The following is a 16,687-nucleotide window of genomic DNA, read 5'->3' as shown; positions in this document are numbered from 1 at the left end:
ATAGTGGTCTTTTTCTATTCACTAAATAGGTGAAAAGCAATATTCAATTAAAATACAGTAACTGCGCGGAATTCAGCTGCTGATGCTGTTATTCCGTGAATAATTCAGGTTTAACTTTCATACATAATTTTTCGCAATAGATTTTCTCTTTTTCACATTAAAATTTATGCAATAGTTTCATACATTAATTTGAAGTCGCGCGTTCTTTCAATGAAACGAGAATAGCACTCTTTTAAGGAAAGGTAAATATGTTAAGTGAAACTTATTAAAAAGACTTTATTTTTCACTCATGCTTATAATTTTATTAGGAAATTGATTCCGTGATTCTAAAAAAATAAGGTGACTGCTCAAAATGTGTATTCTAAGCAGTCACCATTATTAACAAAATACTATATTATTTTTCTGATTTACTAAGATATTGTATACACGAATGTGCTGCCACATTTCCTTCTCCGACAGCCTTCGTATACTGGTATGGCCTGCCCGTACAGTCACCCGCCGCAAAACAGCCTGCCACATTTGTCTGTTGGGCTCTATCCACCAATATATGTCCGTTTTCTATTTCAAGCTGCGGCATAAGCTTTGATGGTGCGATGGCATTCCTGAGGCAGAATACTCCGTCTACGCTCTCAGTCTTTCCGCTTCGAAGCGTAATTCCTTCCACAAATGAGTCACCTGTCAATGCAACAGGCATATCCCTTGATATCTTTACATTGGAAAGCTCTATTTCGCTGTCATTATAGGCTGGGAAATACAACACCTCTGCTGCAAGATCCGCAAGATATTTAACCTCATGCTCATACTTTTTGTCATTACATATGACAGCTATCCTCTTATCCTTGTAAAACATGCCATCACAGGTGGCACAGTAGCTGAGCCTTTTTCCAAGCAGTTCATCCTCCCTGTCCAGCTGCTTTGCAGACATCACACCCATGCACAGTATGAGAGTCCTTGCCTCATACATCTCATTGTCTGCAAGCACCATAAAGCCGTTTCCTGCAGGCATGATATTGGTCACAGTCTTTTCTGTTATATCAATTCCCGCAGCTCTCCTATGAGCGTCAAAGCGTTCAAACAGCTCCTGTCCTCTTATCTGTGGAAATCCGGGATAGTTTGTGATTTTCTCTGCCTTTTGCACCTTTTCACTTAGGTTCTTCGAACCAAACCAGATAAAATCCTTTTTATATGTTTTTAAATTCAGGGCTGCCGACAGTCCGGCAGGACCTGTTCCTATTATTATACTATCGTACATGCTATGCTCCTTATACCAAATGTTTGTATATATTTAGACCTTATATATAGTGTGGGGCACTAAGGTATACATCGAATTGCATGCAAGCGTGCATCGATGATACGACCCTTTAATCATATTATATTATTGTAACGTCACATACAGTGCGCCTTCAATGCTTCGATATACTCCCTTGCATATCGTGAGAGTACCACACCCTTTCTGCTGATAATGCCTATCCTCATATACTCCTCCACATCAAGTGGCTTTGATATAATATTCCTTCCATTCAGCTCAGCGGAAATCACTCCTGAGCACACTGTGTAGCCATTTAAGCCAATTATCAGATTAAAAAGTGTAGCTCTGTCTCTTACCCTGATATTCTTTCTGCTGTCAAGAGTACTGACAAACTCCTCCGAAAAGTACTGTGAATTGTACTCTCCCTGCTCATACGTCAGATACGGATAGTCCTGCAGATCATCCATCGTGATGCTCTTTTTTGAAGCAAGCGGATGACTGTCACATATGAATACATGCGGTGTGGCTGTAAAAAGCTCTGTGAACTCGAGTTCATTACGCTTTAGCATCTTTGAAAGCACCTCCGTATTCTTGGAGCTTAGATATATGACTCCAAGCTCACTCTTTAAATTCGTGACATCCTCAATAATTTCGTGAGTCTGCTCCTCCCTGATGGTAAAATCATACTGATATGCATCAAACTCTCTGATTACATCCACAAATGCATTCACCGCAAAGGAATAGTGCTGACACGATACCGCAAAGTGTGGCTTACTCACCACATCATCCTTGTATATCCCCTCTATGAGATCTACCTGCTCGAGCACCTGTCTGGCATGACCGAGAAATCTCTCACCATCTTCTGATAGTATCACTCCCTTGTTTGTCCTGATGAAAATAACTATCTGCATCTCTTTTTCCAGATCATGTATAGAGCTGGTCACTGTGGGCTGTGAGACAAAAAGCTGCTTTGCAGCCTCTGTTATATTGCCGCATTCTGCCACTGTCACCACGTATTTTAGTTGTTGCAGAGTCATGTTCATTCTCCTTTTGTTACATATCGAAATATTTTTTACATATTAATTGTCTTTCATCACTTGAGTCATCTCGAAGCTATTACAAAAGTAACTATTCAGAATAGTTACTTACAATAAATATAATGTTACTGTATGCCGATAATCTTTCTCAGTATCTCACCAAGCAGCTTTCCGAGCATAAGCGGAATGACAACAAGCACCACATACCACAGCAGCTTATCATACCACACCCTGCCATCATTTATCACACAGATAAAGTGCATAGCAACAACTGCCACCGCAAATACAGATGCAAGAAGCTGCAAAGAGCTCGCCACATGAAGCTTATTTGTTACCTTGCCAAACGTAAATAAAAGCATCGCACCAAAGAACATTGCTATATCTGTCTCCCACGGTATCATTTTACTATACGAAAACAGCTTAAACATATCACGAAACTCCATATGTAGCTCAAGAAACAAATCCACTGATGCTACCATGAGCAATACAGCTCCTATTGTCGAAAATACCGCTGCCATATATACATAATTGTTTCCAATCCTGTGCTGTCTGAGCTTATATTTAAGCATACCCTTTTTCTGCACATACTGTGTACGCAGATAAGAATCTGTCGCAGAGGCAATAGCCCTGTCGCAGTACTCGGCTGCTGTCCTGTATACTTTGGCTCCGGCATCGTTATTTTTAAGGGCAAACTCCACAAGGCTCTCTCCTGCCCTGTTGTTGCCACGCTCCGTCGCAGTAACCAGATACCCTGCACCAAGCTTCTGCTCCTTGCCATCAAAAAAGGTAGTGACCAGATACTGTCCGTAATCGGCAAGTGCATCCACATTTCCAAGCTCCACCGCTTTCTTCCACCAAAACACCGCGCGCCCGGGATCTCGGTATGTGCCCTGACCTCTTTCAAACATATTTGCTGCCATATTCATGGCATCTGCATCTTGCGCCTCTGCCAACGACAGAAACTGACGAAATGCGCCCTCCATATCATTTTGTCTGTATGCCACCATAGCTATATCAAACGCTGTACTTTTCATATTGTTCTCTCCTTGACAGCCTTTGCTGTTTTCTTCTTATTATAATGTATTTAAAGCGATGATAGCAATATGACTTCTTTCCCAATTTATAGTAAATGCCGCACCCGAAGGTGCGGCATCTAAGAGGTTTATAAAATGTTTAGTTTAAAAGCTGTTTTATTTGCAAGCTCTCTTCTTGCGATATGTAGCTGCTGTGATTGCAACCATTGCAAGTCCGAGTAAGCATACATATGTAGCTGCTTCATTGTCATCGCCACTCTTTGGAGCTGCTTTTTTAGTGTCAATAGCAGCCTGGTCTGTTACAGAAATAACGTAATCAGATGCATGAGTGAATGTAAGTAATGCTGAACCATCATCTGCAATCTTTACAGACATCTGACCCTCAAGTGCCTTTGTCTTTGTATTGTAATAGTAAAGGTTAGCATACTTTCCGGCATATGACTTTCCAATGTCGATTGAAAGAACCGGTTTGAAACCAAACTCTCCTTCATGTGCGAGGCTGATTTGTACTACCTTCTTTGCATCCTTTTCAACCTTAGCTGCCTTAATAACATCCTCAGGAATCTTTTTGCTGTCAACTGTAACTGACATATTTATATCCTTTGCAGGAACCTTTGAAACGTCAGAACCATTGATAATCCACTTGATTCCATCTCCCATATCAATAACAAGCTTCTTTTGCGTTCCCTTAATGGCTGCAATTGCATCCTTTGATATAACTCCTGTTTCATCCATCTTAACAACAATAGTATCCTTTGCAGAAGCATTCTTGATTGTTTCTACCTCTTTAGTCCAATCAACCTTTGTTGCCGTTGTATTAGTAGAGACCTTATCGTCTTTCTTGGCTTCTGTTGGTGTTGGATCTTCCTTGCCCGGGTCTGCCGGTGTTGGATCTACTGTTTTCTTCACCTCAGTAAGAATAACTGTTCCACCATCCTTTGCTGCCGGAATTGTAACTTCAACTGTTTTATCACTTCCTACAGTATATGTAGCAGCGCTGTATAAATCCTTTACCTCTGTTCCTGCTGCTAAATCAACCGGAATAGTCACTGTCTTAGCGGCATCCTTCACATTAAGTGCAACTGTAAGAGCATTTCCATCATATGCTCTTTCAAATACACTGTAGCCCTCATCATTTGATGTAGCAATATTCTTTCTTGTTCCCTTTGAAAGGAGTGCACTGTAATCATTTCTGATTGCAAGAAGCTTCTTATAGTGGTTATACATACTTGAAGCATCTGTTTTCTGGCTCTCAAGCGCAGCCCAGTCGAAATCATATCTGTTACTCTGAATTGGATAATTGTTTAATCCATGCTGGCCAAGCTCCTCACCATAGTAGATAACCATCTGACCCTTTGATGTAAGCTGAAGGGCTGCTGCTACCTTTGCTGCATTAAGTGCCTGCTCCTCTGTCATTCCTTTTTCTTTCGTAAGCTTGTCTACCAGGCTATCCTCGTCATGACTGCTTAAGAAAGCACCAAGTGTTGCTGTATTGTTGATTGAAGTATTTCTGCTCTCAAGGAAAGACTCTGTTCCCTCAACATTTCCTGATACAAAGTTTACAGCCTGATCATTGTAGTCAAAATCAAGAAGTGAATCCATTCTTCCTGTTCCAAGCTCTCCTGCTGTATTTCCATATCCTGCTCCTGAATACTCTCCAATCATCTTGAATTCTGCATCAGCCTCTGTAAGCGCATTTTTGAATGCTGCCCATGTCTCTGAATTAACGTGCTTAACTGTATCTACTCTATAGTAATCAATATCATACTTTTTAACCCAGTCTGTCTGCCACTCAACGAGCTGATTCATTACATCATCGTTTTCTGTAACAAAATCAGGTAAATCTGAAAGTGCGTCATATACATCGTCACCTGTAACTGTGTTTGAATCGTCTCTGAGCATCTTAATAGTATTTCCATCTGCATCCTTTAAGATAGAATTAAAGTAATCCTCAGTGCCATATCCTGCATGATTCAATACGACATCTACCATCAGCTTCATGCCGCGGTCATGTACTGCATTGATAAGTGATTTAAACTCTGCCTCTGTTCCAAGATGTGGATTTAGCTTTGTAAAATCGCTTGCCCAGTATCCATGGTATCCTGTTGTAGGGATTCCGTCATCACCTGTTTTTGCATCTGAGTTTTCAACGATCGGTGTAATCCAAATAGTATTTACACCTAAATCCTCGAGGTAATCAAGCTTCTGCTCAAGTCCTGCAAAGTCTCCTCCATGATAGCTTAAGCTTCCATTCTTATCAAATACATCTGTTGTATTGTAAGATTTATTATTTGAACTATTTCCATCATAGAATCTGTCAGTACATGTCATATAGATAACAGCCTCATCCCAATCAAAGCTTGAAATGTTATTCTTTGTTATCTCTACCTGTGTAGAAGTCTTGTAGATGTTACCATAAATATCTGTAACAACTACAGGGATATTCTTTGTTCCAAGTACTGTTTTATCTGTTACTGATATTGTTCCCTTCATAAGCTTTGGCTCTATGCTTAATGTATCAAGTCCAAGCGCTGAAACATCTGCTGTAATGCTGCTTACCTCAGCCTTTGTGATAGCATCCTTGTCATCTCCATCAAACGCTACGCTAAGCACATTGTTTTCATTGTAACTCATCTTGCTATTTGACAGGCTAGCCTTGATTCCAAGGTTGTCAAATGTTTTGTATGTGAAATATGATACATCTTTTCCACCAATATTTTTGCTGTTTGTATTGAATGCATCAAGCACATCCTTGCCATCAACAATGTAGTAATATGTGTACTCTCCAGACTTACATCCGTTCACATCATATTCATAACGCTCTGTCTTTGCATTGTATGCCATATCATGGGCAGTTCCGTTTATAACAACTTTTACTTTGCCTTCTAATGATTTCTCATTATCAGTTGTCATAAGGCTGTCATCTCTGTAGTAGAAGGAAATCTTATCCTCATTTCCTTTCATCTCATAACCCTTGTTGTATGGAAGAACCTCTGTGACACCTTTACCCTGTACAAGCTTAGCTTTTACAATAGTCTGGCTTGCAGGTACAAAAATAGAGTGATCTCCACCATCCTTCTCAAGCCACTTATCAGCTTCAGCTTCTCCGCTCTTTCTGACACAGAAGCCCAGATTCATGTCTGCTTCTGAATCCTTTACAGGAACTATAATATAGTGCTTTCCGTTAATCTCCTGTGTGTAGATTTCTGTTCCATCACCAAATCCACTGTTCCAAGAATAGATGTTCCAGCCATCATAGTCATTGTTCTGACGCTCATACTCAACAATAACTTTTCTTTCTCTCTGCTCCTTAATTGTCGGAAGCTCCGTATATGTTTCCTTGTCTCCATTTACAATATAAAGATCAACAGCTTTCTTTGCATCTTTATTATTAAATTTATGATCATCAGTCTGCCAAGACCAGCCTCCTTTCGAACGTGGAATCATTCCAATATTTTTTGCATCTGTAGTAATTGAAGCCTTAAGCCACTCGTTACCATCAGATAATTTTACTTTTTCCGTAAACGAAATATCTCCAATGTCACTACCATCAACTTCCCACATATGTACATCTGCAGCATTTACATCCATGTGTGCAGCATATGAATCATAAAAGTAGATATTGTATGTGTACTGTTCTGCTACTACTTTTGCTGTAATCTCTGATGTCTCACTACCAGCGGTTGCAACAAGCTTTACTTCTTTGATGCCTGACTTTTTATCCACCGTAAGCTTATTATCTTTAAGTGTAACCTTGTCATTTGTATCTTTTAATGTATATGAAACACCAACCTGCTCCTCTGTTCCGTCTGCTTTGTAAAGATTAAGCTTGTCCGGAAGCTCTAACTCTGTTCCCTCTGTTACAGTAAGTGCCTTACTCTCAAGTCCCGGTACTACAAGCTTGCTGTTACCATCTTTTATTTCTGAATTTACAGGATCTGTAATCCAACTGTTTTTGCCATTTTTATCAATAAGAAACTTATACTGATAAATTCCCGGCTCCAATTTACCTGTTGTTACAGTAAAGAAGTCACCCTTTTTCTCCATCTGTAAGCCATCATCCCAGTTCGTTCCCGGAACTGTTCCCATAAGTCTTACATCTGTCTCATCCTTATAATCACCGGTAGCATCCAAATTAAATGTAACTGTCTTATCAGCATTTAACTTTGGGCTTTCTCCTTTTACAACCGGCTTGATAGGCGGATTACTAACCGAATCACGCCATCCACTTGGCTTAGTATCAGAAACAACTGTAGAATCCTTATCGTCACTACCCATAGTAACCCACTTTTCAGTTACTTCCTTATCAGGTGTAAACTCAACGTTTGCAGTTTGAATATTATTATTATTTGTGAATATACAATGTACTTCATTCGCAGACATTGTAATAGTAAAACTATACCAGCCATCGTTTTCGCTGTCCTTCTCTGTCTCAGCTCCAGGCCACTCACCAATATAACTATACTCCGGAATTGTGTCCCAACTGCCTCCTTGCTTAATATAGGTATATACCTTATCCCACTGACTTGCAGGCTTAAAGTGCATCGTGATTGCCTGCTTGTCAAAGCTGCCATCTGCCGCAGCTACTGTCGGCAACGACGGGAGCAACGTAAATGCCATGACAATAGCAAGTACTATACCACTCATTCTCCTTAAAAATTTCTTCATATTTCCTCTCCTTTTCTTATTATGTTTGTACGAAAATTTTCTTTCGCACGTTTTCGTAACTATATTATAATCTTTTCGTTAGTTTTCGACTATTAGGATAAACAGAGATTTTATTTACGAAATTTTGGTAAAATTTACTATTTATTCATTTTTATGTAACATATGCGAAATCTTTTTAGTACTAAAAGTCCTAGATATAATAGATAATTTTTCATTTGAAATTTTGTGAATTATTTTTTAGCTATTTCCGGTTTTATTCAAAATCCCGGAGCCGCACTGATCTTTGAAAAGAAAGTTTTCACATTGTTTTTATTGAAGGAAGCTCTTACTTTTCCTGTGTTTTTTCAAATGATGTACTCTTTGGCTAATGTCCGGCATGGCACTGCAATATCTAGGTTCCGTCTTCTTTGTTTTTCAGGCGCAATGTATTGTTCTCTTTGATCACCTGCTCGGAAAAGGCATGGACAAGAAGCTGATATTCACTTGCATCATCATAACCACCGTTGCATTTTTGAAGCAGACAGTCTGCGGCCAACAGAATTGTCTGGAGACGCTGGCTATAATCTTCCTTCATCTGCCGGTAAATCACTTTATTGTAATCAGCCGGATCATAGTAATGCTCCAACTGGTATATTTGGACGTGATTTTTCGAGCATTCTTTTTTCCTGTCTGTAAGTCCGAATACAGCATCGTAAAGGGTCATCTGCTGATTATCATTTGATTTAAAAGACATACGTGATTTTCTCCATTTTCTATACATCTTTTGTACCATTTATAAAGAACGAAATCTCTGTTTATGTGAATTTTTGAAGGTACCAATTTATGGTTTACAAGGGATTGATAGCATAGTAGGCAGACCTTGGGGAGCTGTAATCACTAAATCTTTTAAAACAGCACCCTAAATTCAACTCAAAAGCCGGAAAAATTGCGAGAAAAGTAGCTGAAACTGCAAAAATCCCCAAAACAGCTTCCAAAACCAGACCAAAAGCTGGAATAATTGCGAGAAAAAGTAGCTGAAACTGCAGAAATTCCCAAAACAGCTCAAAAATCCAGCCCAAAAGCCAGAAAAATTGCGAGAAAAAGTAGCTGAAATCACTATAAATTCCAAAACAGCTCAAAAATATGAGGATTCTGGCATAATGGTGGAAGCCTTTAATTATTTCACACAAAAAGAGCCCGCACATTTCTGTGCAAGCTCCTTTTGAAATCTAAAAAAATATAAAACTATAAAACTATAAAAAAGTATATTGTTATTTTATTATATATTTAATCTCTAAATCAACTATCCCCAGATGATTTCCTCCTTGGCGGCCTCCACATTTTCCTCGGAATGCTCCACTTCCTTTGAGAAGATTCGTGCCACCTCCATCTGGTCCTCTATGGTAAAGCTGCCACCGTTTTTGTAGAAGCGAGTGGTATTCATATCCCTGACTATCATGGTAAACATGACGCTTAAATATGCATAAACCATGATATTTGAGTCATAGATGGCATTCATGATATATCTGAAGGTAAAGTATACAAGAAGCTGCTCGATATCGTTTTCACGGTAATCGCCGCTAGCCATGTACTCCTTCATGCGTTTTTCATAATCATCCTCTGTGAGGACTGTATGCATATCATCCTTGAAATCCTGCCATACCTGGCGCAATAGTTCCATCTCATTGATGATACCGAAGCGGATATCAAAATGCTCAAACGAAAAATCATTAAACGAAAGCCAGTCTATATGCTTTTCAACATCGTTTTGGCTCAGCTTCTTCTGGTACTCGTTTGCCCTGTCAAGGTACTCATCCACGCGTACTCCGATTGGCTTTGTCCTGTCCTGTAGTATGGCAATCAGCTCGCGCTGCACCTCCTCAAAAAATGCTGCCTCTTCCTCTGTGACTCCCTGGTCATCATCGCTGTCGCCAAAAAGCTCCTGCTCTACAAACTTAACAGGCTTTGTTTTGCTGAAAAATATACGGCAGACCTCCTCGCACGCAAGGCTCAGGCACTTCTGTTCCACGTTTCTGTACTCTATGCCAAACCTTGGAAAATCGGTACACACCTCACTAAGCGATGCCTCGCCAGCTGCTATGTACAAATCACACAGATTCTTGTCATTTAGCATAATGCAGCGCCCGCAATTGTTTGTACGGATGCCGTGCCCGCCATCCTCCGTCTCATACATGCCCTTTCTCAGACGCTCTCCTACCTCTCCGGGCAGTGTCTGATAATAATCATATGAATCCTCATCAATATCAATTTCCCAGCCCAGACAGCAGCTATCCTTACAGTCTCCGGCTATGCAGCTAAACTCTGAAAAATAATCAGGTACACGGACTATCATACTTCTCTCTCCTTCAGTAAATCTTCGTTTGTTGTATCACTGTGCTTATTTCTGAAGCGCGCTTCTATAGCCGCCCAGTCAGGGTCCTCATTTCCCTTAAAAAAGTTGTAGCCTATGTATCCGATGCACCACACAAGCCCTGCAAATGTCGTAGAAAATGCTATCTTTATGATACTCTTAAGCAAGAGTGGAAGTGTCAGCATATCATTGCCAAATGCTATAATAATCACATGAATAGGCTTAATCAGCATAAGCCAGCCTCCCACATAAAGCGCCGCTAAAATTCCAAGCGCATAGCACAGTATTCCTAATAATTTGTCGCATTTTTTCTTCATTTCAAATCCTCTTCTTAAATCCGCTTATCAAAGCTTCTTCTCAAATCTACTTCTCAAATTTTCTTTTCTAATTACAATACAGCAATTTAGTCACACATTACGATTTATATTTTCGTAAATTCCAGTATGGACACTTCTCCTGTTGCTCTTGTCTTCTCCATGTCTATCACACGCTGGTTTGCAGAACCCTTGAATTTGAGCGTGATATCCTTCTGTTCCTCTATAAACGGACCATCTACCAGGACATCTATCATAGATAAAAGCTCATCCGTATACTCTGTGTGCTTGCGTCCGTTTGCAAGCAGTTCCTCGTACAGATAGCCTGTGTAAGCCCACACATCCTTATTGGGATAGCGCTCCTTAACTCTTCTCATAAACGGCACAAGTGCCTCCTGATTCTCCTCCTCAAAAGGATCACCGCCTAAAAGGGTAATTCCCTGCACATAGGAAGGCTTAAGCGAGTCGAGTATCTCGTTTTGTATCTGTTCATCAAACGGCTCTCCATAGTCAAATTCCCATGTCTGCGGCTGAAAACAGCCCTTACAGTGATTTCTGCAGCCGGATACAAAAAGCACCGTGCGGCAGCCCAGTCCGTTTGCTATGTCACAATATTTTATTCCTGCGTAGTTCATACTTTTTCCTCGTGTCTGAGATTATAGTTCCATTTAAAAATTGCACTGCCTATTATTATAACATATCCTATCACACTTAGATAGTCCGGTATCTGTTGCAAAAAGACAAAGCCGAGCAGAGCGGCAAAGATAACCTGCGAATAGTCGAACACCGATATCTCCTTTGCAGGTGCCTTGGTGTATGCCTTTGTGATTGAAAGCTGTCCGCCTGTAGCGGCAGCTCCTGCAAAAAGCAGCATGACAATCTGATATACACTCATAGGCTTTGCTCCGACAAACAGAAACGGAGCCGTCACTATACATGAAAATACCGAAAAGCACATGACTATCACAGGTCCTCTCTCTCCCTGCTTACCGAGCTTTCGCACAAATGTATACGCTACACCTGCGCCAAAACCTCCTATTACACCAATCATGGCATTAAAAAACTGCACATTCATAGATGGTTTCACCACAAAAACAGCACCTATAAATGCCGTCACCACGCACAGCCACTCTGTCTTGTTTGCTTTCTCCTTAAGCACAAAATATGACATGATTATGGCAAAAAACGGTGACAATTTGTTTAGAATATTGGCATCTGCGATGGCCAGATGGTCAACTGCATAGAAATTGCATATAAGCCCTGTTGTTCCAAAGAAGCTTCGCAGAAAAAGGTCCTTCCAGCTATCCTTTTTTATTTTGAAGCCTTCATCACTTTTTGCAAGTAAGATAACAGCTGCTACTGCTGCTACCGCATTCCTGAAAAAGGCCTTCTGCATGGTCGGCAAATCTCCCGACATTCTCACAAAAAATGTCATCAGGGCAAAAAAGAATCCTGCCATTATGATATATATTATTCCTTGTTTCTTATCGTTCATACTTATAGTATAACGTATTCTGTCAAGAGGGGATAAACCAAACGTCTGCCATTTTGCTCGCAAAAAAAGACCGCCCGGATGAGCGGTCCTTTTAAGATGAAGGGAAAAATATACAAGAAGTTTCTTTTTCATAGAAAAATCCTACTTCTCGCTTCAGGTTTAAACCTATTAGTAAATGTTAGTAAAAAAGCAGTAAAATATATTAAATTCTGCCTACGGACTCCCCCTTCAGCAAAATTCCTTCAACAACAGCTCTCTCCACAAGTGCTGTTTTAGGCTTTTTAATGATGCTTATCAATCTGTCTGCCGCCTCCCTGCCTATCTTGTCAGTGTCCTGTCTGATAGTGGTAAGCTTCGGGCTTAGCATCTGTGAAACTCTTGTACCATCGTATCCGGCTATTGATATATCCTCCGGAATCCTAAGCCCTCTGCTTCTTATAACATTGATGCCTCCGATTGCCGCCGTGTCATCCGGATAGATGATACATGTAGGTTTGTCAGGTAAATCGAGTAAATATTCTGTCTGCTTTGCAACATCCTCTGTTTCCAGATACCTTGCTTCCCTGACATATTCCTCAGGAATATCTATTCCATGCTTCTCAAGTGCCCTGTAATATGCTGCCAGCCTGTCGCGTGTAACACTCGAAAAATCCTGCCCATGTATGTAAGCGATTTTCTTATGTCCCATGCTTATTATGTAATCAAGCAGCTCGCCCATACACTTTACATTGTTGGAGCTTACTGCCGAACAGCTATAGTGTACGTAGTCAATTGTGACAACCGGTATGTCGCTGCTCATCAGTTCCTGCACCTCATTGTCCTGAAACCTGGCACATACGATTACGACTCCATCGAAATTTCTGTACTTACAGTGCTCCAGGTATGATAATTTTTTTCTGACCGGACTTGTATTGATAAATGTAATATCATATCCAAGCATCTCAGCCTGTGCCTTGATTCCGTTTAGCACTCCGGCAAAATACTCATGCGTAAGTCCCATCGCCGCCTCATCGAAATACAGTACTCCGATGTTGTTCGACTCGTTTGTCTTAAGAACTCTGGCCGCAGCATTAGGAAGATATCCCATTTCCTTAGCTATCTTCTTTATTCTGTTTTTGGTCTCAGCGCCAATATCCTTCTGGTCATGTAATGCCTTGCTGACCGTTGCTGTCGAAACACCACATCTTTGTGCTATGTCTTTCAGTGATACCATATCGTTTCCTCATTTCGAATTGATTGCTTAATCGTTTTCGTATCTTTACTATACCACAATTCATTATTATTGCAACCCCTAATTTGCATTTTAAACATTTTTAACACATTTTATTGTCTTTTATTGTGCATTTTGTATAGTGCTATGTTATGTATTTAAAACGATTACGCTTTTGTTCTTAATTATTATACAATTATAATTACTTAAGTGATATTATCTCATCAGCATTTTTAACTATAATATGCAGTTTTCTTTGTATATATGTCATAAAAGCATTGTTTTTTATTGTTTTATGCTTGATTTTTAGATATTCGCATTATATACTTCTATATATAAGCGGCTTAAACGTTTGCGTACATTTAATAAAAAAGGAGATTTTATATATGAAATTTGGACACTTCGATGATCAAAACAAAGAGTACGTCATCACCTCTCCAAGGACTCCGTTACCATGGATCAACTACCTCGGATGTGAGAATTTCTTTTCTCTGGTATCAAATACCTGCGGTGGCTACAGCTTCTATAAGGATGCAAAGCTTCTGCGTCTCACCAGATACCGCTACAACAACGTGCCGTACGACAGCAACGGACACTACTACTATATAAAGGATGGCGACACAATCTGGAATCCGGGCTGGATGCCTTCTAAGACCGAGCTTGACTCATACGAATGCCGTCATGGTATGGGCTATTCTGTTTTCACAGGAGTAAAAAACGGTTTAATGGCTCAGCTTACCGACTTCGTTCCTATGGGCTCTACCTGCGAGATCAATAAGCTCACATTGAAAAACACATCTGATAAGAAAAAAGACTTTTCGGTTTTCTCATATGTAGAGTTTTGTCTGTGGAATGCCATGGATGACATGACCAACTTCCAGCGTAACTTCTCTACCGGAGAGGTTGAGATTCACGCCGGTGGCTCCCAGCTCTTCCACAAGACAGAATACAGAGAACGCCGCAATCACTATGCTGTATATGCTGTAAATGCCTCTGTTGACGGATTTGACACAGACAGGGATTCATTCTTAGGTTCCTACGGCGAAAACAGCGCGCCTTCCGTTGTAGTAAATGATCAGTCTAAGAACTCTGTTGCAAGCGGCTGGGCTCCTGTCGGCTCTCATCACCTGAAGGTAGCTCTTGAGCCGGGCGAAGAAAAAACATATATATTTGTACTTGGATATGTAGAAAACCCTGTGAACGAAAAATGGGTTGGACGCGCTGAAGACGGAATCATAAACCGAGCTCCTGCCGATGCACTCCTTGCCAGATTTGATACCACCGAAAAAGCCGACGCTGCTTTAGCAGAGCTTAAGGCTTATTGGGATAAGCTGCTTGGTCACTTTAGTATCTCTTCATCAGAGGAAAAGCTTGACCGCATGGTAAATGTATGGCATCAGTATCAGTGCATGGTTACCTTTAACATGAGCCGCTCTGCTTCTTATTTTGAATCAGGCATCGGACGAGGCATGGGCTTTAGAGATTCCTGTCAGGATCTGCTTGGCTTCGTACATCTGATTCCGGACAGAGCCAGGGAAAGAATACTCGACATTGCAGCCACACAGTTTGAGGATGGCTCTGCTTACCACCAGTACCAGCCGCTCACCAAAAAGGGCAATGCCGACATAGGCTCAGGCTTTAACGATGACCCTCTGTGGCTTATCGCTGCTGCCGCTGCTTACATCAAGGAGACAGGCGACTACTCTATTCTTGACGAGTCAACACCATATGACAACGATCCTTCAAAGGCAACTGACTTTATGGAGCATCTGCGCCGCTCCTTCAACTATACAATCAATCATCTCGGACCTCATGGTCTGCCACAGATTGGACGTGCTGACTGGAACGATTGTCTGAACTTAAACTGCTTCTCCGAGGAGCCTGGCGAGTCCTTCCAGACCTTTGGACCATCTGAAGGACCTAATGCCGAATCTGTTTTTATCGCAGGCATGTTTGTAAAATACGGAAAAGACTATGTAAAAATCTGCAGACACAAGGGACTTTGCAACGAGGCTGATACAGCCCAAAAGGCTATTGAACAGATGGAAAAGACCGTCATGGATGCCGGCTGGGATGGCGAGTGGTATCTTCGTGCATACGACCACTACAAGCACAAGATTGGTTCCAAGGAATGTGAGGATGGAAAAATCTTTATTGAGCCACAGGGCTTTTGTGTTATCGCTGAAATCGGAAAGGATGAAGGACTCTGCCTTAAGGCAATGCAGTCTGTTGAGAAATATCTTGATACTAAATATGGCATCGTGCTCTTGCAGCCGCCTTACCACAGATATCATGTGGAGCTTGGTGAAATCTCTTCTTATCCACCGGGATACAAGGAGAATGCCGGCATCTTCTGCCACAACAATCCTTGGATTTCTATAGCTGAGACTGTTATCGGCCGTGGAAACAGAGCATGGCAGGTATACACCCGAACCTGTCCTGCATACATTGAGGATATCAGCGAGATTCACCGCACCGAGCCTTATGTATACAGCCAGATGATTGCCGGAAAAGACGCTCCTAACTTTGGTGAAGCAAAGAACAGCTGGCTGACAGGTACTGCTGCATGGACATTCCTCGATGTCTCACAGTACATCCTCGGTATCCGTCCTGACTACGATGGTCTTATCATAGATCCTTGTATTCCTGACACTATGGACGGCTTTACAGCTAAGCGCAAGTTCCGTGGCAATACTTACCACATTACGGTCAGAAATCCTGCTCACGTACAAAAAGGTGTGACAAAGCTCATCGTGGATGGTGCTGCTATTGATGGCAATATGATTCCGGCTATTAACGGAACCGGACACGATGTTACAGTCGAGGTTACAATGGGTTAGAGATACCGGACGGCCTCTGTACTGCTTCAATATGACCTTGAATACGAAAATGCCGCCGCAGAGCAAGCTCTACGGCGGCATTTAGACTGCTGGTGATGCTCTTCCCATGTTTTATCTCTTCTCTAAAGGATGCTGTTATGTAATTGAGACCTGCCACATATGCTCCTCGGTCTCTCCCATGTGAAACAGCTCCACCGTCTGTTCATCATGAGTATCATCAGGCTCATAGTTGCCAAGAAGATGTATGAGATACTTCTCCTGCTCATCTGATGGCGAGACCTTATCAATGTGTTTTTGCAATTCCTCAAGAAGCTGCTTTGGCTCCATGTCGGCATCGACTGCGATTCCAAAGCACTTCTTCGCAAGACCTGCGGTATAATACAGCTCGTAATTACTTACAAGCACTGATTTTTGGCGTAAGCATTTAAGTATGATGCTTTGTCTGGCTATTGATGTAATCATATTATTCCTTTCCGAGTTAGCTGGAATA

The 16,687-nt window shown here is 41.2% G+C and carries 12 protein-coding genes; 1 reads left to right on the top strand and 11 read right to left on the bottom strand.

The genetic code is table 11. The features are described from left to right. Nucleotides 1-394: 394 nt before the first annotated feature. The 10 genes from ACTQ1L_RS04605 to ACTQ1L_RS04560 form a co-directional block, all read right to left on the bottom strand. Entirely contained in the window at nucleotides 395-1,252 is an 858-nt protein-coding gene (locus ACTQ1L_RS04605; RefSeq protein WP_441365635.1) for an NAD(P)/FAD-dependent oxidoreductase, read from the bottom strand. A 134-nt stretch (nucleotides 1,253-1,386) separates the two neighbouring features. Then, on the bottom strand, nucleotides 1,387-2,286 hold the full coding sequence (locus ACTQ1L_RS04600) for a LysR family transcriptional regulator (protein WP_441365634.1): 900 nt from the start codon (nucleotides 2,284-2,286) through the stop codon (nucleotides 1,387-1,389). 125 nt (nucleotides 2,287-2,411) lie between these two features. Continuing rightward, the gene (locus ACTQ1L_RS04595; RefSeq protein WP_441365632.1) at nucleotides 2,412-3,320 is read right to left on the bottom strand and encodes a tetratricopeptide repeat protein; all 909 of its coding nucleotides are present in this window, start codon (nucleotides 3,318-3,320) and stop codon (nucleotides 2,412-2,414) included. 156 nt (nucleotides 3,321-3,476) lie between these two features. Beyond that, a complete protein-coding gene (locus ACTQ1L_RS04590; RefSeq protein ID WP_441365630.1) occupies nucleotides 3,477-7,988 on the bottom strand; it encodes an alpha-amylase family glycosyl hydrolase in 4,512 nt (1,503 codons plus the stop codon). A gap of 391 nt (nucleotides 7,989-8,379) precedes the next feature. Then, nucleotides 8,380-8,721: a hypothetical protein gene (locus ACTQ1L_RS04585; protein ID WP_441365628.1), complete on the bottom strand. Its 342-nt coding sequence runs from the start codon at nucleotides 8,719-8,721 to the stop codon at nucleotides 8,380-8,382. A 549-nt stretch (nucleotides 8,722-9,270) separates the two neighbouring features. After that, nucleotides 9,271-10,320 (bottom strand): flagellin lysine-N-methylase, encoded by a 1,050-nt coding sequence (gene fliB, locus ACTQ1L_RS04580; protein ID WP_441365626.1) that lies wholly within the window; start codon nucleotides 10,318-10,320, stop codon nucleotides 9,271-9,273. After that, nucleotides 10,317-10,655 (bottom strand): hypothetical protein, encoded by a 339-nt coding sequence (locus tag ACTQ1L_RS04575; RefSeq protein ID WP_015568900.1) that lies wholly within the window; start codon nucleotides 10,653-10,655, stop codon nucleotides 10,317-10,319. Before ACTQ1L_RS04575 ends, fliB begins: the two co-directional genes overlap by 4 nt. A gap of 104 nt (nucleotides 10,656-10,759) precedes the next feature. Further along, nucleotides 10,760-11,287: an anaerobic ribonucleoside-triphosphate reductase activating protein gene (gene nrdG / locus ACTQ1L_RS04570; RefSeq protein ID WP_118326445.1), complete on the bottom strand. Its 528-nt coding sequence runs from the start codon at nucleotides 11,285-11,287 to the stop codon at nucleotides 10,760-10,762. Beyond that, nucleotides 11,284-12,147 carry a DMT family transporter gene (locus ACTQ1L_RS04565; RefSeq protein WP_441365644.1) on the bottom strand — a complete coding sequence of 288 codons (864 nt, stop codon included), beginning with the start codon at nucleotides 12,145-12,147 and terminating at the stop codon, nucleotides 11,284-11,286. Before ACTQ1L_RS04565 ends, nrdG begins: the two co-directional genes overlap by 4 nt. 202 nt (nucleotides 12,148-12,349) lie before the next feature. Further along, nucleotides 12,350-13,360 carry a LacI family DNA-binding transcriptional regulator gene (locus ACTQ1L_RS04560; RefSeq protein WP_441365624.1) on the bottom strand — a complete coding sequence of 337 codons (1,011 nt, stop codon included), beginning with the start codon at nucleotides 13,358-13,360 and terminating at the stop codon, nucleotides 12,350-12,352. A 383-nt stretch (nucleotides 13,361-13,743) separates the two neighbouring features. Between ACTQ1L_RS04560 and ACTQ1L_RS04555 the strand changes: the two genes are divergently transcribed. Beyond that, nucleotides 13,744-16,197, top strand: coding sequence for a GH36-type glycosyl hydrolase domain-containing protein (locus tag ACTQ1L_RS04555; protein ID WP_441365622.1), 2,454 nt, complete (start codon nucleotides 13,744-13,746; stop codon nucleotides 16,195-16,197). Nucleotides 16,198-16,332: 135 nt separating this feature from the next. Here ACTQ1L_RS04555 and ACTQ1L_RS04550 read toward each other — a convergent pair whose 3' ends face one another. Further along, on the bottom strand, nucleotides 16,333-16,659 hold the full coding sequence (locus ACTQ1L_RS04550; RefSeq protein ID WP_321110130.1) for a DUF3837 domain-containing protein: 327 nt from the start codon (nucleotides 16,657-16,659) through the stop codon (nucleotides 16,333-16,335). Nucleotides 16,660-16,687 lie beyond the last annotated feature (28 nt).

It is taken from the genome of Agathobacter sp. LCP21S3_B2 (genome assembly GCF_052118705.1).
Taxonomy (GTDB): domain Bacteria; phylum Bacillota; class Clostridia; order Lachnospirales; family Lachnospiraceae; genus Roseburia.
Note: the sequence above shows the minus strand (reverse complement) of the source record. Positions and strands in the feature narration are given on the sequence as shown.